Origin of the sequence: Aeromicrobium sp., assembly GCF_036676885.1 — a bacterium.
Classification (GTDB): domain Bacteria; phylum Actinomycetota; class Actinomycetes; order Propionibacteriales; family Nocardioidaceae; genus Aeromicrobium.
Window position 1 is genome coordinate 1 of record NZ_JAKFCB010000162.1, and the last position, 17,241, is coordinate 17,241.

The following is a 17,241-nucleotide window of genomic DNA, read 5'->3' on the forward strand; positions in this document are numbered from 1 at the left end:
GCGGTCTCGAGGATCGCGTGCACCAGGATCGGCCTCGTGAGACCGGCGCGGGCCTCGAGCTGCGCGAGCAGACGGTCGACGTAGTGGATGTCCTGGGCGCCCTCGACCTTCGGCACCATGATCACGTCGAGCTTGTCGCCGATCTCGGTCACCAGGGTGATGAGGTCGTCGAGCGCCCAGGGGGAGTCGAGGCTGTTGATGCGGGTCCACAGCTGGGTCTGGCCGAAGTCGGTCTTCTTCGCGATGTCGACGAGGCCCTGGCGCGCGGCTTCCTTGTTCTCGGTCTTGATGGCGTCCTCGAGGTTGCCCAGGATGATGTCGACCTTGGCCGCGATCTCCGGGACCTTCGCCTGCATCTTCTCGTTGCTCGGGTCGAAGAAGTGGATCATCCGGCTCGGCCGGAACGGGATCTCCGCCGCGGGGGCGGGCGCGCCGACGGCCAGAGGACGAAGGAATGCTCGGGGATTGCGCACGCGGTGACTTCTCTCTGCCGAGGACAAAACTCCTCTCAGTATGTCCATCGGTCCAGGTGAGCGGCTAGGGCGGGGGTCACATGCGGCTCGCGGCCGACGATGGGAGCCGAGGAGGTCGGTGAGATGGGGGTGCGAGCTGCTTCGACTCGTGAAGAAGTGCTCGGTCTGACGGACCCGACGCGTGGCGTCGCCAGGCCCTCGCAACAGGGAGTCACCAATCATTAAGGTCTAGTCCTTAACGTATGGTTCATCGGAACTATCTCCACTGGTCCTTGGTGACCATTTCGAGCGTAAACTGCGCAATTTCAGGCAAATTGTCCGTTTTGGCGTGACCAACCCCGCGCTGATGCAGTTGTCTGGTCCAGGGCCGTCGGCGCACTCCCACCTTGCCGCCGCCCACTCAGGGGGCGATGCCCCATGCCACGACTCGAACCGCTCCGTGCAGGGGCGATCCGGATGGAGCCAACAGTCATGAAGAAGATTCTGCTCGCGCTCGTGATGATTGCGGCCAGCGTGTTCCTCGCGCAGACCGCGGTCGCGGGGGATGAGAATGGCGGCACCGACGCCGCAACCGGATCGACGTCGTCGGAGACGACGGAGCAGATCGAGGTGGAACAGCCGCCCCCGGCTCCCGGATCGGATCCAGCGGAGCCCGCGCCGGTCGCCCCGGCTCCGGCCGCTGCGGCACCCGCGGACAACCAGCCGGCTGACGACTCTGCCGGCAAGGCACCGTCGAAAGACTCCGCCGGCAAGGCCAAGCAGGGTGAGCAGACCGACGAAGAGGCCGCTGCAGCCGGGCCCGACGACAAGGTCGTCCCTGCTGCGGTCAAGGTCTGGGTCTGCAAGTACGTCGGCACACCCGGCGAGGGCGAGCGCCTCAAGGAGGGCAAGCAGCCGATCGAGGTCAGCTCGAACGCGCTTCCCGGACAGCCTGACAACCTCGTGGCTGGTCAGTCGTTCACCGACCAGCATGGCCGCTCGTACGTCGTCCAGGTCGGGGGAGACGATCCCGGCGCCGGCGCATGCCCGGCTGGTGACGAGGACACCGAGGTCGACACGGAGGATCCGATCGTCAGCCCCGGCACGTGTCAGTCGGACGGAGCGCTCACCCTGCCGGAGACGGCTGGTGTCCTCTACACGGTCACTCCCAACTACACGGGCGACCCCGGAACGTACGACGTCGTCGCGACAGCTCTCGACGGCTACGTGCTGAGCGACAAGAACGCCACCGAGTGGGACGACCTCGTGGTCGAGCCACAGGACGATCCGGCGGAGTGCATCACCGACAACCCGGGCGGCAAGAAGGTCTGGGTCTGCAAGTACGTCGGGAAGCCCGGTGTTGACGAGGTCCTCAAGGGCGGCAAGAACCCGATCGAGGTCAACGAGAACGCCCTCCCCGGCGCACCGGTCGACGTCTCGGTCGGCGACGAGTTCAGCGACGCGCAGGAGCGGTCGGTCGTGGTGGCACTCAGCCCGGCTGACCCCGAGCCCACCGAGAACGACTGCCCAGGAGCGATCCAGCCTGAAGAGGTCACGCCCGAGGCGCCGACCGTTGATCCCGCCACGTGTGAAGTGGACGGTTCGCTCACCCTGCCGGAGACCGAAGGCGTCGTGTACGCCGTGGCACCCGATGCCGAGGGCGCGGGAACCTACGTGGTCACGGCGACCCCGCTCAACGACGACTTCACGCTGATCGGTCAGACGGTCTTCGAGGTCACGGTCGACGAGCAGCTGCAGCTGGAAGATTGCGTCGCGTCTGCGCACCTGGACGAGGACGACCCCAAGGCAGAGGGCGACGAGCTGTTGCCCGACACGGGTGGCCTGCCGCTCTGGATCCTGCTCGTCGCGGGTCCGATGACGGCAGCAGGAGTCATGATCCTGATGCGCCGTCAGCATCGCTGATCAAGCACTGAGCACGAGAAGGGGAGTCGCTTCGGCGGCTCCCCTTCTCGCATTCAGGGGATAGTTCGTGGGAACCATAGCCCCTGGTCAATTGGGACCAAATTTGCCGGAAGGGCTGCCGTTCCAGGCATTTTCAGGCTTTCGGGCGTGCCAACGCGGATAACCCGGCGTTGTGTAGATCCATAGGTGGTGGCCACTCCCACTTGTGCCGCTGCCGACACGCAGCCGAGGACTCCCCCTTGACTACGACTCAAACCGTTCCGTGCAGGGGCGAAAAACGGATGGAGTTATCTGTCATGAAAAAGTTACTGCTCGTATTCGCGATGATTGCGGCCAGCGTGTTTCTCGCGCAGCCGGCGATCGCCGCAGAAGACCAGGTCTGCCCGGACCTCTCGACCGGGAAGCTGAGCGGAGGAAACCAAACGTCGTTGACGTTCGACGACGTTCCTGACGGCTACCTGATCGACTACTACTGCGTCAAGGCTGGGTCGGCCAACCAGGACGAGGGACCCAAGATCGTCCAGGTGAATCCGCCCGCTGAGTCGGTGACGATCTCGCACCCCTCTGGCAAGGAGGTCAGCCACTACTCGGTGCACTTCGTCCGCGACACGCCGGACACGCCGGACACGCCGGACACGCCGGACAAGGACGACAACGGAGTGAAAACGGCAGATCAGCCCGCCCAGCAGGACAGGGTGTTGCCTGCCACAGGTGGCGCGCCGCTCTGGGTCCTGCTCCTCGCAGGTCCGATGGCGGCAGCAGGACTCGTCATCCTGAGGCGACACCAGGTCGTGGGTCGCGCTTCCACCAAGGGTCGGATGCGACGCTGATCAGGAACTGATCACCAGAAGGGGAGTCGCCTCGGCGGCTCCCCTTCTAGGTGTCCATGGCGTCGGCGACGGCGAGGTTGCCGCCTTCGGCGCGCAGCCCGGCCACGACGCCGGCCCGGTCGGCGTCCGACCGGTTCTGGCTGAGCTTGGCCTTGGCCTCGACGTGCTCGACCGACATCTCGAGGCCGACGATCGCCTTGAGGTTCTTGTCGATGTACGTCTCGGGCGCGTCCGTCACCGCCCATGGCTGCTCGCGCGGCTGCTCGTGGTGGTCGGTCAGGCGAGTGACCGCCTCGCGGACCCATGCAGGGTCGTCACGCACCCGCACGGTGCCGCTCAGGTGGACGGCCGAGTAGTTCCAGGTCGGAACGACGCGACCGTGCTCGGCCTTGGCGGCATACCAGGACGGCGAGATGTACGCCTGTGGGCCGGCGACGATGGCCAGGAAGCGGGAGCCGTCGCCGATCTGGCGCCAGTGGGTGTTGGCGCGGGCCATGTGCGCGATGACCGTGCCGCCGTCGGCGCTCCACAGGACAGGCAGCAGCGTGGCGAGCGGTGTGCCGTCGGCTCCCACCGTCACGATCTCGGCGCTGCCGACCGACTCGACGAACGTACGGATCTCGTCCGGGTCGTCCATGGCGTTGAAGCGAGGGATGTACATGTGTCAGTCCTAGACGTCGTCGCTGTTGCTGATGCCGCGCCGCGCGGACAGGAGGTCGAACTCGGGGCGCCCGGCGACGAAGTTCTCGACAGCGTCGAGCACGTCGATGACATGCCTGCTGTCGGCCGCGACGACGCTGGCGCCGACGCCCGCGCGGCGGTGGAGGTCGAGGCTCCCGGTCTCGGCCGCCGAGATGCTGAACGTACGCCTGAGGTCGGCGACGAGTGGCCGGACGATCGACCGCTTGGCCTTGAGCGAGTGGACGTCGCCCAGCAGGATGTCGAGCTCGATCCATCCGATCCACATGCCTCGATCATGACAGGGCCTGCGAGGATCAGATCGTGGTGTCACAGCTGGTACGACTCGTGGTGTCGTGCGTGATCCTCGGCATCGGCGTGGCGATGCTCCTGATCGCGTCGCTCGGCTCGGACGGCTACTCGACCATGATCAACGGGCTCTCGATCGCACTCGACCTGAAGTTCTGGCTCGTCAACCTCGTCGTGGGCATCCTGCTCGTCGCGATGGCCTGGGCCCGCGGCCTCACGCCCGGCCTCGGCACCATCACCCAGCCGCTCGTGGTCGGCGTCGTCGTCTCGGGGCTGCTGGACGCCTTCGCGGAGCCCGACGCGATGTGGGCGCGGGTCACCTTGCTGGTGTTGTCGTTCCCGGTCCTGGCGGTCGGCGTCGCGGGCTACCTGGCCGTCGACGCAGGCGCTGGGCCGACCGAGGCGGCGGCGTTGGCGTTCGACCCGCCGGTGCCGTTCAAGTGGAGCTACAGCGTCGTGCAGGGCGGCGGTGCGCTGCTGGGCTGGCTCTGCGGTGCCGCCGTGGGCCCGGGGACGCTGCTGGTCATCTTCCTGCTCGGCCCACTGGTCGACGCGCTCTCAGCGCGGTTCCGCGTGCTCTCGATCGACGGCTCCTCACGCTGACGCCGACGAGTCACTGCGAAGGGCTCGAGCGGTCGCTCGCGATTCGCCGAAACCGCTGTCGTACAGGAGTTTCAGGCGCATCCTGAGGTGAGAACCCCACCTCCAAGGAGACTGGCATGAGCGAAACCACGGACGAGGCTGACCGCGCTCTCAAGACCAAGCACAAGGCGTTGTGGTCGCTCGGCGACTACCCGGCCGTGGCCAGTGAGGTCATCCCGGCAACGGGGCCCAGACTGGCGCAGGCCTGCGGCATCCATGCCGGCCAGCGCGTCCTGGATGTCGGTGCCGGCTCCGGCAACGCCGCGATCCCGGCGGCGCAGACCGGGGCGGACGTGGTCGCCTCCGACCTCGCGCCCGCGCTGCTCGAGACCGGGCGGCAGCACGCGGAGGCGCAGGGCGTCACGCTCGAGTGGCAGGAGGCCGACGCCGAGGCCCTTCCGTATGCGGACGCTGAGTTCGACGTCGTGATGTCGTGCGTCGGCGTGATGTTCGCGCCGCACCACCAGGACGCCGCCGACGAGCTCGTACGTGTGTGCCGCCCCGGCGGCACGATCGGACTGCTGAGCTGGACACCTGAGGGTTTCATCGGCCAGATGTTCGCCACCATGAAGCCGTATGCGCCCCCGCCGCCTCCCGGAGCTCAGCCGCCACCGCTGTGGGGCGACGAGTCGCACGTACGTTCACTGCTGGGGGATTGGGTGACCGATGTCGACGCGCGCAAGGAGAACCTGACGGTCGAACGATTCGGTGCACCCGAGGACTTCCGTGAGTTCTTCAAACGGACGTACGGGCCGACGATCGCGGTCTACAGCAACATCTCCGAGGAGCCGGACAAGGTCGAGGCGCTCGATCGTGAGCTGGCCGATCTTGCGGCACGACACTTCGACACGGCCGCGGGAACGATGGAGTGGGAGTACCTGCTGTTCACTGCGACGCGCCAGCCCTAGGCGGCTTGCTGGTCGAGCAGCAGGGCCCGAACGAGCGAGCGAAGGGCGCTTGCCTCAGTCGAATATCTCGCTGAGCCAGCTTTCCTTCTTCTTCTTGCGGTACGGCTGCTGCTGGTGGCGGTTGTCGTAGCGGGGCTCGGCGTACTGGGGCTGAGCCGGAGGCGGTGCAGCCGCGGGAGCGGGTGCGACGGCGGTGGCGCGGTCGAGGATCTTGTCGAGCTCCCCACGGTCGAGCCACACCCCACGGCACTCCGGGCAGTAGTCGATCTCGATGCCGGAACGTTCACTCATGACGAGGGTGGCATTGTCGGTCGGACACTTCATAGATGATTCCTCCTTGCCCCGCCCAACTAGCGGGGCCGGGCCAGAGTTCCCGATCCGGCCCCTCAGCGCAGATCGGTCGTGGCCGTCCCTGCGGTTGCAGGAGCCTGGTGAGGAATCAGCCCTTCGACCAGGTCCGCTCCCGTGTGCGCTCCGCGTTCGGCGCGGATCGCCGCGCCCAGCCGTGCGGCCACGGCATGGTGTGGACCGGGCTCGAGCATCTCGGCGAGGATCGGCCGCAGCTCGTCGGGCCCGGCCTCCTTGCTCAGCAGGCGCCCTGCCCCCGCGGACTCGAGAGCCTGCCCCACCATCGGCTGGTCGAGCAGCGGATGCATCGGCATGACGGCGACCGGGAGGTCATGCGCCAGCGCCGCCATCGTCGTCGCGTGGCCACCGTGGCCGATCACGAGCGACACCTGGGGCATGAGCTCGGCGTGCGGGACGTACCGGTGCATGTCGACGTTCGCCGGGACCCTCAGCTCCGAAGGATCGATGGCCGGCCCTGTCGTGACGATGACCTGGGTGTCGATCGTCGCGAGCGCGTCAAGGATGTTCTGCATCGCCGGCGTCTGGCCCGGGAAGTTGTACGTGCTCAGGCTGACCAGCACGCCGGACCCGTCGCCGGTGCGCGGCGCTCCGATCACAGCGGGACCGCCGTAGCGCACGTTGCCGGCTCCCGACGGCGTGTCGAGCTCGGCCAAGCTCGCCACCAGGCTCATCTCGGCGGCGTCCCAGCAGCGTTCCGGCTCCAGGATCTGGATCGGCGGCGCCATGGCCATCGTCGCAAGCCAGGTCGTGCGCAGGAAACCGTCGAAGAGGTGCTCGAGGTTGACGTACCGCAGGCCGGCCTCCATCGCGGCGTGCTGGGCGCCGATCAGCAGGCAGTCGATCACAACCAGGTCCGTGGGGTGCCTCTCGACGTACGCGACGAGGTCGGCGCCCATCGCCTGGTCGCCGAACGTCGCGGCGACGACCTCTGGAGGGCTTCCGGCGGCGGACGAGAACGGTGCCGCGGTCTCGAATGCGTCGAAGGTGAACCCGGCGGCGGTGATGGCGTCGCGCTGGACGGCGTGGCCGAGGAAGCGGACGGCGTGGCCGCGGTCGCGGAGCTCGGCGGCGATGGCGAGGGCCGGCGGGACGTTGCCGCCGCCGTCCCAGGTGGTGAAGAGGATCGATGACATGGTCAGGACTCCTTGGCGGCGCTGCCGAGGATGGCCTCCAGCAGCTGTCTGATGCGTTGTTCGGTGGTCCCCCGACTGTGGCCCCGGTCGCGGCGAAGCAGCTTCCAGGTGTAGACGTCGGTTGCCACGACGAGGAGGTCGATGAGGGCCTCTCGCTCGGTGGCCGGCGACATGTCGAGCTGGGGCGCGAAGACCTCGCGCACCCAATCCCGGTGGAGTCCGCGCCCGTGCTCGGTGACCTTGGTGATCGCCTCATGGTCGCGTTCCTGGGCGAGCATGAGGATGACCCCGTCGCCCCTCAGCTCGTAGTGGTCGACGATGACGCGCACGGCGTCGGCGACGTCACCGGGTGTGGTGCGCCGTTCCTCCGTGACGACCGCCGCCCCGTACTCCATGGCGGCCTCGAAGACCTGCGTGCGGTTGCCGAACTGGCGCAGCACGGTCTGCACGCTCACCCCCGCCAGCTCGGCGATGTCGTCGAGCGAGATCGACGCCCAGAGCTTCTGGCTCTGCAGGTCCCACGCCGCCTGCAGGATGCTGCGGCGCGTGGCTTCGACGGCCTCGGCGCGGGTCGTCATGGTGTAGGTGCGTGGCGTTTTCATGTCAATTCGAGTGAACATCAAATTGTTATTGACGTCAATAGCGACTAACGCGAAATCATGCGGTGGGTGCGCACCCCACACACGTACGCGCCACGGGTCGTGCCTCGAGCCGCCGATCTGGGATCGGCTCGCCGCAGACCTCGCACCGTCCGTACGTTCCCTCGTCGATGCGGGCGCGGGCGGCGTCGATCTCTGCGAGCCGTCGCTCCGCCTGCTCGATGAGCGCACCGAGCTGCGAGCGCTCGAATGCGATCGTCGATCCTTCCGGGTCGTGCTCGTCATCGGCGTTGGAGTCGGCCGAGGCATCGACGATGCCTGTGAAGTCGCGGGTGAGGGTGCCCAGCATCGTCAGCGCGGCCTGCCGCTCGGCGTCGAGCAGGGCCAGGGCTCGTGCGTTGTCCACGGTCGGCCTCCTGAGAAAAAGTGAAGGCCCCGTTCGGCGAGGAACGGGGCCTTCACAGTGCGGCATCAGGGACTCGAACCCCGAACCCGCTGATTAAGAGTCAGCTGCTCTGCCAATTGAGCTAATGCCGCGAAGCGGGTGCAACATTATCAGCCGCCTCCGGCCGCACATAATCGAGGATCGCATGGGCCGCATTGTGCCCGGCGATGCCGCTGACGGCGCCTCCGCGGCGGGCGCCGCTGCCGCACAGCATGACCCGGGGATGGCTGGTCGCGACGCCCCAACGCTCGCCGGGATGGCGGTGTTTTTCGTCCTCCTCGAGCCACGGCCACTGGAGGTCGCCGTGGAAGATGTGGCCGCCGGGCATCGCCAGCGCCTCCTCGATCTGCGCCGGCGTCTTGTGCTCGACTCCGAGGATGAGCGGCTCGATCGGCTCGTCGAGGTAGGTGTTGATCGCCGTGAGGAACTGCTCGTACGCCTTGGTGGCCGCGGCTTCGTCGGGGAGCGCCTCGTACGGCGTGTGGAGCCCGAAGTACGTCAAGGTCTGGGCGTCCGAGCCGGCGAGGTCGGCGCCGAGGATCGTGCGATCGGTCAAGGTGTGGCAGTAGAGCTCGCCCGACGCGCGGTCCGGCAGTACTCCCGACGCGGCCTGCTCGTACGCCCGCTCGAGCTGGCTCATCGACTCGCCGAGGTGGAACGTGCCGGCGAACGCGATCGCCGGATCGAGGCCGGACTTGAGCCGCGGCAGGCGTGAGACCAGCAGATTGATCTTGAACTGCGAGCCCGACGGCTTCGGCGGTGCGGGCTTGCCGAGCAGGCGCGCCAGGACGTACGGGGCCACGCCGCTGAGCACCCAGCTCGCCTCGATCACGAACCCGTCGCCGCACACGGTCGCTCCCACGTCGTACGCATCGATGCCGTCGACCTCGCAGTTGGTGCGGATGTCGACGCCGGCTGCACGGGCGACGCGCTCCAGCTCGGCGGTCACGGCGCCCATACCGCCGACCGGCACGCGCCACTCGCCGGTGCCGTTGCCGATGAGGTGGTAGAGGAAGCAACGGTTCTGGATGAGGCTGCGGTCGTGAAGCGAAGCGAATGTGCCGATCAGGGCATCCGTGCCGACCACCCCGCGCACGAGGTCGTTGGTGAACCGCCGTTCGAGGGCCTTGCCGATCGGTTCGTCGACCAGGTCGGTCCAGATCGCCATCTCGACCTGGTCGCGCAGCTCACCGATGTGGGGGAGCGGCTCGAGGAGTGTGGGGGCGATCGCGCCGGCGACCGTGGCCACCTCGGCATAGAACTGTCGCCATGCCTGCAGCTCGTCGTCCGAGCCGGTCAGCGCACGGAACGACTCCTCGGTGGCCTCGCCAGGCACCGTCTCGACGAGCAGGCCGCCGCCGTCGTACGGCGTGTAGGACGCGGTGTCCCTCGATCTGAGCTCGAGGTCGAGGCCGAGCTCGCTGATCAGCGCCTCCGGCATGAGGCTGACGAGGTAGGAGTAGCGGGACAGCCGGGCGTCCAACCCGTCGAACACCGGGGCGCTGATCGCCGCCCCGCCGACGTGCGCCAGCCGCTCGAGGATCGTGACGCTGAGCCCGGCGCGGGCGAGGTAGGTCGCAGCGACGAGAGCATTGTGGCCGCCCCCGACGATCACGACGTCGTGCTTCTCGGTTGCTCGTTCCATGTCCTCAGAGTAGGACCGATCAGGACGTCAGAGGTGCTTGAGCGCCTCGCGCTTCGACAGGGCGCTGAGGGCATCGTGCTCCGCCACGAACCCACGGACCCACTCGGGCTCGACGCGTGCATACTCCCGCAGCGCCCACCCGATGGCCTTGCGGACGAAGAACTCCCGGTCGGCGATGTTCGGCTCGATGACCTCGGCCAGCAGTGCGGGGTCGACGCGGTCCCTGCGACCGAGCTGGCTGATGATCGCGAGCCGCCGCAGCCAGACGTCGTCGGCGGTGCTCCAACGACGTGCGATCGCCGCGGTCTCGATCGGATGCGCGTCGTGGAGCTCCGCGACGCGATGCGCCAGGTCGTCCACGTGGTCCCACCACGCACCGGTCGTGGCGAGGTGCTCGTACAGGGGGACGAGCTCGAGCCTGCCGGCGCCGATCTTCGTGGCGAGCAGCGCGCTCGCGGCGTAGCGCTCCTCGCGGAACTCCGCCTCATCCCACAACGTACGCACGGCAGTCTCCAGCTCATCGACCGTGAGCAGCGGATGCGCGCGTGCGGCGGCCTTCGTGATCGCGCGGACCGATGGCATCGGCACGCCGCGAAACGGCATCGGCGACTTCATGTACGCCTGCATTCCCGGTGCGCGTCCGGCGTCCGCGGCGTCGCGAAGGGCATCCCGAATCGCGCTGAGGAGTGGCGCAATGCTCATGGCAGCAGATTACGGGAATGCTTGACGATGGTTGAAGGTTAAACTAGATTGAAGACCTACCGAGGAGCATGAGATGCCTGCTGTGAATGTCGCCGACTGGACCGTCCTGCCCCGCGTGATCGCGGCGCCGACGCAGACCGAGGACCGGGCGCCGGTCACCGTGACCACCGCGCCGAGGGGATTCGAGGGCGAGGGCTTCCCGGTGCGCCGGGCCTTCGCTGGCGTCGACCCCAGCAAGCTCGACCCGTTCATCCACATGGACCAGATGGGCGAGGTCGACTACGCGCCGGGCGAGCCCAAGGGCACGCCGTGGCACCCGCACCGCGGCTTCGAGACCGTCACCTACATCGTCGACGGGGTCTTCGACCACCAGGACAGCCACGGTGGTGGCGGCTCGATCACCGACGGGGACACGCAGTGGATGACCGCCGGCAGCGGTCTTCTCCACATCGAGGCGCCGCCGGAGTGGCTCGTGGTCAAGGGCGGGCTGTTCCACGGCCTGCAGCTGTGGGTCAACCTGCCCAAGGCCGACAAGTGGCTGCCGCCTCACTATCAGGACATCCGTGGCGGTGACGTGGGCCTGGGGTCGACGCCCGACGCCGGCGCGCTGCTGCGTGTCATTGCCGGAGAGGTCGACGGCGTCAAGGGCCCCGGCTCGACCCACACCCCGATGGCGATGGTTCACGCGACGGTCCTGCCGGGTGCCGAGATGACGGTGCCGTGGCGCACCGACTTCAACGCGCTCGTCTACGTCATGAGCGGCACCGGCTACGTCGGCCGTGAGCGGCGGCCCATCGAGTCGGGCCAGCTCGCGGTCCTGGGCCACGGCGAGACCATCACCGTCGGTGCCGACCTGCACCAGGACAGCCGGCACCCGGCCCTCGAGGTCGTGCTGCTCGGCGGGCTGCCGATCCGGGAGCCCATCGCGTGGGCGGGGCCGTTCGTCATGAACACCAAGGCCGAGGTCATGCAGGCGTTCGAGGACTTCCAGAAGGGCCGCCTCGGCACGATCCCGACCGTCCCGCACGCCGAGGTCCACGGCGAGATGCTGCAGGACTGAGCCCGGGTTATCGCGAGGGCTCGGCGGGGTACCGACATGGTGGCGCCTGCGCAGGGATGCTCAGGTGCCATCGTGAAAGGACTGCGCCATGACCATCCCCACGAGCTCCGACAACGCGAAACGTCCACGCACACCTCTCGCAGGCCCGTACGGCCATCCGTTCCATCCGATCCTCGTGTCGGTTCCGATCGGGGCCTGGGTGGCGAGCCTGGTCTTCGACATCGCCTCGCGCGTCAGTGATGACGACGCGGAGATGTTCGCCGAGGGCGCCTTCTGGCTCATCGGCATCGGTATTGCCGGCGCCCTGGTCGCGGCGATCTTCGGGCTGATGGACCTGCTGACGATCCCGCGGGGAACGGCCGCATTCAGGACCGGTCTCCTGCACATGGGTCTCAACCTGGCCGTCGTGGTGATCTTCATCGTGAACTGCCTGGTCAGGGAGGCTGACGGCTACGAGTCGGTCAAACCGTTGCACCTGACCCTCACGATCGTCGCCCTCGCCCTGCTGGGCGCGTCAGGATGGTTGGGTGGCAAGCTCGCGTATCGCTACGGCGTACGCGTCGCGGACGAGAACACCCAGGCCGAAGGCTTTCGCTGACGCTCAGTCCTCGAGCGGCTCCGAGGCGGGGCTGTGGTCGGACGCGACGCCCATCGCCGCCGCCTCGCTGACGCTCTCGCCGAGCCAGGACGCGACCTCCCAGCCGGTCTCGCTGGATCCCTCGACGACGACGATGCCGGTGTTGACGACGTAGTGGTTGCTGACGAAGTCGAGGTCGACATTGCCCGTGCGGGTCGCGCACCACGCACGGATCATCGCTCCATGGCTCACGAGCACGACGTTGTCGACGCCCAGTGACTCGGCCTCGTCGACGACCTGGTCGAACCGGGCGATGACCTCGTGGCCGCTCTCGGCGCCGGGCATTCGCACGTGAAGGTCTCCGGCGCACCACGCGAGCAGCGTGTGGACGTACTGGTGGACCGAGGCGTCATCGGTGTTGCCCTCGACGTCGCCGGCCGCGATCTCGCGGAGGCCGTCGCGCACGACCGGCTCGATGCCACGCGCGGCGACCAGGGGAGCGGCGGTGAGGTGGGTGCGGATCATCGAGGAGACGAAGATCGCGTCGATCTTGTCGTCGGCAAGCGCATCGACGAGCTCTTCGGCCTGTTCATGGCCCAGCGCCGTGAGCCCGGGACCCGGCACGGTCGACTCGAGGATGCCGTCGACGTTCGCGGGTGTCTGGCCGTGGCGGACAAGGATCAAGCGCATGCCCCGAGCCTAAGACGTGGGTCGGCACTAGGCTCTCGCGCATGGCAACGGAAGCTCAGCCGAAGTATGTCGGCGCGATCGACCAGGGGACGACCAGCACCCGCTTCATGATCTTCGACCACGACGGTCACGAGGTCGCCCGCCACCAGCTCGAGCACGAGCAGATCCTGCCTCGGGCCGGCTGGGTCGAGCACGACCCCCACGAGATCTGGGAAGCGACGCAGGACGTCATCGAGGCCGGACTCGGGCGGGCCGGCATCACAGCCGACGGTCTCGCGGCGATCGGCATCACCAACCAGCGTGAGACGACGGTCGTGTGGGACCGGCGCACCGGCGAGCCCTACTACAACGCGATCGTCTGGCAGGACACCCGCACGGACAAGATCGCGAGTGCGCTGGACAAGAGTGGCGGCGGCGACCTGATCCGCGAACGTGCCGGGCTGCCCCCGGCGACGTACTTCTCCGGCGGCAAGATCCAGTGGATCCTCGAGAACGTCGACGGCGTGCGCGCGGACGCCGAGGCGGGTCATGCGATCTTCGGCACCACCGACAGCTGGCTGATGTGGTGGCTCACCGGCGGCCCCGACGGCGGCCTGCACCTCACCGACGTGACGAATGCCAGCCGCACGATGCTGATGAACCTCGCGACGCTGGACTGGGACGACGAGCTCCTCGCGCTGTTCGGCGTACCGCGCGCGATGCTGCCCGAGATCCGGTCGTCCTCGGAGGTCTACGGCTACACCCGGGCGGACGGCCCGTTCGGCGGCGAGGTCGCGATCGCGGGTGACCTGGGCGATCAGCACGCCGCACTCGTCGGGCAGGTGTGCTTCCAGCCCGGCGAGCTCAAGAACACGTACGGCACCGGCAACTTCCTGGTGCTCAACACCGGCACCGAGATCGTGAAGTCCAGCAACGGGCTGATCACGACGGTGGGCTACAAGTTCGGGGAAGCCCCGGCGGTGTACGCCCTGGAGGGCTCGATCGCGGTGACCGGCTCGGCGATCCAGTGGCTGCGGGACCAGCTCGGCATCATCAAGGCCGCGGCGGACTCCGAGGGCCTGGCCGCGACCGTGGATGACAACGGCGGCGTCCACTTCGTCCCGGCGTTCTCCGGGCTGTTCGCGCCGTACTGGCGCAGCGACGCGCGGGGCGTGATCGTCGGGCTCTCGCGCTACAACACCGTGGCGCACATCGCGCGTGCCGCTCTCGAGGCGATCTGCTATCAGAGCCGCGACGTCGTCGACGCCATGGTCGCCGACGCGGGGCTCGACCTGAGGATCCTCCGGGTCGACGGGGGCGTGACGACCAACGAGCTGTGCATGCAGATCCAGGCCGACGTCCTCGGCGTGCCGGTCAGCCGCCCGGTCGTCGCCGAGACGACCGCGCTCGGTGCGGCGTACGCGGCGGGGCTCGCGGTGGGCTTCTGGCGCAGCACGGACGAGCTCGTCGCCAACTGGCACGAGTCGAAGCGCTGGGAGTCCACCTCGACGCATGAGCAGCGGGAGGCCGGCCACGCGCAGTGGAAGAAGGCCGTGGAACGCACCTACGGCTGGATAGAAGTCGACTGACCCACCGGGAAACCGCTGGTTTGCGAACCTGATTGACTGGGGCCATGCGATCGGTAGCCCTGTCACCTGAGAACCGTCAAGCCGCTCTCGACGCCATGGCGACGACGCCCTTGGACATCCTGGTCATCGGCGGCGGCGTGGTCGGGGGTGGTGCCGCGCTCGACGCTGCGACGCGTGGCCTGTCGGTCGGCCTGGTCGAGGCGCGCGACTTCGCCTCCGGCACCTCGAGCCGCTCGAGCAAGCTCATGCACGGCGGCTTGCGCTACCTCGAGATGCTCGACTTCCGGCTCGTCGCGGAGGCGCTCAAGGAGCGCGGCCTGAGCCTGCAGAAGCTCGCCCCCCACCTCGTACGCGAGGTCGGCTTCCTCTACCCGCTGACGCATCGCGTCTGGGAGCGCGTCTACGCCGGCTCCGGTGTGGCGCTCTACGACGCGTTGAGCAAGGCGTCCGGCTATGGGCAGAGCGTGCCGCTGCACCGCCACCTGACCCGGCGCGGAGCCCGCCGCATGATGCCCGCGCTCCGCAAGGACGCCCTGATCGGTGCTCTCCACTACTACGACGGCCAGGTCGACGACGCCCGGCACACGATGTTCCTGTCGCGGACCGCGGCGGCATACGGAGCCCACGTGGCGAGTCGTACGCGTGTCGTCGGGTTGCTCCGCGAGGGCGACCGGGTCACCGGCGCCACGGTCAAGGACCTGGAGTCCGGCCGTGAGTTCGACATCCGCGCCAGGCAGGTCATCAACTCCACCGGCGTGTGGACCGACGAGACCCAGGCGCTGACCTCGGAGCGGGGTCAGTTCCACGTCCGCGCCAGCAAGGGTGTGCACCTCGTCGTGCCGCGCGACCGCATCCGGGGCGACTCCGGCCTGATCCTGCGCACCGAGAAGTCGGTGCTGTTCGTCATACCGTGGGGCCGGCACTGGATCATCGGCACGACCGACACGGACTGGTCGCTGTCCAAGGACCACCCGGCGGCCAGCCGCAGCGACATCGACTACCTCCTGAACCACGTCAACGCGGTGCTGATCGAGCCGCTGACCCATGACGACGTCGAGGGCGTCTACGCGGGTCTGCGCCCGTTGCTGGCCGGCGAGGACGAGGCGACCAGCAAGCTGTCCCGTGAGCACGCTGTCGGCACGAGCGTCAAGGGACTCGTCGTCATCGCCGGCGGCAAGTACACGACCTACCGGGTCATGGCCAAGGATGCGGTCGACGCCGCGGTCAGCGGCATGTCCACGCACCTCGACCGCAAGGTCCCGGACTCGTGCACCGAGGACGTCCCGCTGCTCGGTGCAGACGGCTACGAAGCCCTGTGGAACCAGCGGCAGATGCTCGCGGCGTCGAGCGGCATCGGCGTCGGACGCATCGAGCACCTGCTGCACCGTTACGGATCGCTCACCCTGGAGCTCCTCGACCTGATCGCCGAGCGCCCTGACCTGGGCAAGTCGCTGACCGGTGCGGATGACTATCTCCGTGCCGAGATCGTCTACGCCGCGTCCCATGAGGGTGCCCGACACCTCGACGACGCGATCGCCAGGCGTACACGAATCTCGATCGAGACGTTCGACCGCGGCACCGACGTCGCCGTCGAGGTTGCCGAGCTGATGGCAGGGGTGCTCGGCTGGACCAACGCGCAACGAGACAATGAGGTCGACCACTACCTCAAGCGGGTTGAAGCTGAACGGGAGAGCCAGACGATGCCGGACGACGAGACCGCCGACGCAGCACGCATGGGAGCAGAGGACGTCGTCCCCATCGCCACGAAGTCGTCGAAGGCGAAGACCGCCTGATGGCGCAGGAGACCGTCGCGGACTACGACGTCCGCTCACCGGCGTCGCGCACCCTGCTCACGGTGATCGGCACGATCGTCACCGTGATGATCCTCGGCGGACTCGTGCTGGGCGCCTCGCTGATCCAGCGCGACACCCGGGTGTCCACCGCCGACGTCGAGCTCGGCGACGTCGCGGAGCTCGTGATCAATGCGGGGGCGGCTGACGTACGCCTGGTCGAGGGCGAGGAGGGCATGGTCCGGATCCGCTCCCGCATCACGTCGGGTCTGCGCCAGACCGACTACCAGCTGGGCCGACGAGGCAACGAGATCAAGATCGTCGCGGACTGTCAGACCTGGCTGTCGCCCGGCTGCGGTGTCTCCGCGACGCTCGAGGTGCCCAAGGGCCTGCCCGTCGTCGTCAAGACGACATCGGGCGACGTCACGGCCGACTCGCTCGCCGAGGGCGTGCTCACGGTGGCATCGGGCAGCGGCGACATCACGGTGGCAGACCTCAAGGTCGACGAGTTCTCCGCCAACACCGGCTCGGGTGACATCCGCGCCAGCTTCGCGACGCAGCCGTTCGGGATCAAGGCGTCCACCAGCAGCGGCGACATCCGCGCGACCGTGCCGGCCGGCAAGCGCAAGTACGCGGTGGTGGTCTCCTCCAAGTCCGGAAACATCGCCAACTCGCTGGACGGTGATGTCACCAGCTCCCTGGACGCGGACCAGGAGGGCGGCGGTTTCGTCCGCGCGACCACCGACAGCGGCGACATCACGCTGGCCAACCAATGACAAGACCCCCGCTCCTTGCGGAACGGGGGTCTTCGTGGGGTGGACGACGGGACTTGAACCCGCGGCCACCGGCACCACAAGCCGGTGCTCTACCAACTGAGCTACGCCCACCACGCGTGCCGGGCATGCGCCCGACACGGCGTCA

General features: G+C 68.2%; 18 protein-coding genes, 2 tRNA genes and 1 pseudogene. 9 read left to right on the plus strand and 12 right to left on the minus strand.

Annotation, left to right across the window (positions count from 1 at the left end):
* Positions 1–473: aldolase/citrate lyase family protein (locus tag V6M46_RS07880; protein ID WP_332663521.1), on the minus strand; the 473-nt coding region annotated here is incomplete at its 3' end.
* Between the two features lie 471 nt (positions 474–944).
* Here V6M46_RS07880 and V6M46_RS07885 point away from each other — a divergent pair.
* Positions 945–2,375, plus strand: coding sequence for a hypothetical protein (locus V6M46_RS07885; protein WP_332663523.1), 1,431 nt, complete (start codon positions 945–947; stop codon positions 2,373–2,375).
* A gap of 239 nt (positions 2,376–2,614) precedes the next feature.
* Positions 2,615–3,205, plus strand: a complete 591-nt coding sequence (locus V6M46_RS07890; protein WP_332663525.1) for a hypothetical protein — start codon at positions 2,615–2,617, stop codon at positions 3,203–3,205.
* Positions 3,206–3,251: 46 nt separating this feature from the next.
* Here V6M46_RS07890 and V6M46_RS07895 read toward each other — a convergent pair whose 3' ends face one another.
* Positions 3,252–3,866, minus strand: coding sequence for an FMN-binding negative transcriptional regulator (locus V6M46_RS07895; protein WP_332663527.1), 615 nt, complete (start codon positions 3,864–3,866; stop codon positions 3,252–3,254).
* Between the two features lie 9 nt (positions 3,867–3,875).
* Complete coding sequence (locus V6M46_RS07900) at positions 3,876–4,172, minus strand: DUF503 domain-containing protein (protein WP_332663529.1); 297 nt, start codon at positions 4,170–4,172, stop codon at positions 3,876–3,878.
* A 35-nt stretch (positions 4,173–4,207) separates the two neighbouring features.
* On the opposite strand from V6M46_RS07900, the gene V6M46_RS07905 reads away from it, so the two are divergent.
* Together V6M46_RS07905 and V6M46_RS07910 are read left to right on the plus strand one after the other, a co-directional pair.
* On the plus strand, positions 4,208–4,795 hold the full coding sequence (locus V6M46_RS07905) for a hypothetical protein (protein ID WP_332663532.1): 588 nt from the start codon (positions 4,208–4,210) through the stop codon (positions 4,793–4,795).
* Between the two features lie 116 nt (positions 4,796–4,911).
* Positions 4,912–5,742, plus strand: coding sequence for a class I SAM-dependent methyltransferase (locus V6M46_RS07910; protein WP_332663534.1), 831 nt, complete (start codon positions 4,912–4,914; stop codon positions 5,740–5,742).
* A gap of 54 nt (positions 5,743–5,796) precedes the next feature.
* Here the strand turns inward: V6M46_RS07910 and V6M46_RS07915 are convergent, their stop codons facing one another.
* From V6M46_RS07915 to V6M46_RS07945, 7 genes and pseudogenes are all read right to left on the minus strand, one after another.
* The gene (locus V6M46_RS07915; RefSeq protein WP_332663536.1) at positions 5,797–6,066 is read right to left on the minus strand and encodes a TFIIB-type zinc ribbon-containing protein; all 270 of its coding nucleotides are present in this window, start codon (positions 6,064–6,066) and stop codon (positions 5,797–5,799) included.
* A 62-nt stretch (positions 6,067–6,128) separates the two neighbouring features.
* Positions 6,129–7,244 (minus strand): glycosyltransferase, encoded by a 1,116-nt coding sequence (locus tag V6M46_RS07920; protein WP_332663538.1) that lies wholly within the window; start codon positions 7,242–7,244, stop codon positions 6,129–6,131.
* 2 nt (positions 7,245–7,246) lie between these two features.
* Positions 7,247–7,846, minus strand: a complete 600-nt coding sequence (locus V6M46_RS07925; protein ID WP_332663540.1) for a TetR/AcrR family transcriptional regulator — start codon at positions 7,844–7,846, stop codon at positions 7,247–7,249.
* A 55-nt stretch (positions 7,847–7,901) separates the two neighbouring features.
* Positions 7,902–8,249 (minus strand): TraR/DksA family transcriptional regulator, encoded by a 348-nt coding sequence (locus V6M46_RS07930; RefSeq protein WP_332663542.1) that lies wholly within the window; start codon positions 8,247–8,249, stop codon positions 7,902–7,904.
* A 58-nt stretch (positions 8,250–8,307) separates the two neighbouring features.
* A tRNA-Lys gene (locus V6M46_RS07935) sits at positions 8,308–8,380 on the minus strand.
* Positions 8,371–9,936 (minus strand): annotated as a pseudogene (locus V6M46_RS07940) (phytoene desaturase family protein); the annotation flags it as partial. The gene V6M46_RS07935 and the pseudogene V6M46_RS07940, both read right to left, overlap by 10 nt.
* A 24-nt stretch (positions 9,937–9,960) precedes the next feature.
* Positions 9,961–10,635: a DNA alkylation repair protein gene (locus V6M46_RS07945; protein ID WP_332663544.1), complete on the minus strand. Its 675-nt coding sequence runs from the start codon at positions 10,633–10,635 to the stop codon at positions 9,961–9,963.
* 73 nt (positions 10,636–10,708) lie between these two features.
* Here V6M46_RS07945 and V6M46_RS07950 point away from each other — a divergent pair, with 73 nt between their 5' ends.
* Both V6M46_RS07950 and V6M46_RS07955 read left to right on the plus strand, forming a co-directional pair.
* Positions 10,709–11,695, plus strand: coding sequence for a pirin family protein (locus V6M46_RS07950; protein WP_332663546.1), 987 nt, complete (start codon positions 10,709–10,711; stop codon positions 11,693–11,695).
* 88 nt (positions 11,696–11,783) lie between these two features.
* On the plus strand, positions 11,784–12,293 hold the full coding sequence (locus V6M46_RS07955) for a DUF2231 domain-containing protein (RefSeq protein ID WP_332663548.1): 510 nt from the start codon (positions 11,784–11,786) through the stop codon (positions 12,291–12,293).
* A gap of 3 nt (positions 12,294–12,296) precedes the next feature.
* Here V6M46_RS07955 and V6M46_RS07960 read toward each other — a convergent pair whose 3' ends face one another.
* On the minus strand, positions 12,297–12,962 hold the full coding sequence (locus tag V6M46_RS07960; protein WP_332663550.1) for a histidine phosphatase family protein: 666 nt from the start codon (positions 12,960–12,962) through the stop codon (positions 12,297–12,299).
* A gap of 41 nt (positions 12,963–13,003) precedes the next feature.
* Between V6M46_RS07960 and glpK the strand changes: the two genes are divergently transcribed.
* Genes glpK through V6M46_RS07975 form a run of 3 tightly spaced genes read left to right on the plus strand, consistent with a single transcriptional unit; the run spans position 13,004 to position 17,096 of the window.
* Positions 13,004–14,530 carry a glycerol kinase GlpK gene (glpK, locus tag V6M46_RS07965; RefSeq protein ID WP_332663551.1) on the plus strand — a complete coding sequence of 509 codons (1,527 nt, stop codon included), beginning with the start codon at positions 13,004–13,006 and terminating at the stop codon, positions 14,528–14,530.
* A 44-nt stretch (positions 14,531–14,574) separates the two neighbouring features.
* Complete coding sequence (locus V6M46_RS07970) at positions 14,575–16,323, plus strand: glycerol-3-phosphate dehydrogenase/oxidase (protein ID WP_332663553.1); 1,749 nt, start codon at positions 14,575–14,577, stop codon at positions 16,321–16,323.
* Entirely contained in the window at positions 16,323–17,096 is a 774-nt protein-coding gene (locus V6M46_RS07975; protein WP_332663556.1) for a DUF4097 family beta strand repeat-containing protein, read from the plus strand. The genes V6M46_RS07970 and V6M46_RS07975 overlap by 1 nt, the downstream gene beginning before the upstream one ends.
* Positions 17,097–17,131: 35 nt before the next feature.
* On the opposite strand, the gene V6M46_RS07980 is transcribed toward V6M46_RS07975, so the two are convergent.
* Positions 17,132–17,207: transfer RNA gene (locus V6M46_RS07980), tRNA-His, on the minus strand.
* Positions 17,208–17,241: the final 34 nt, after the last annotated feature.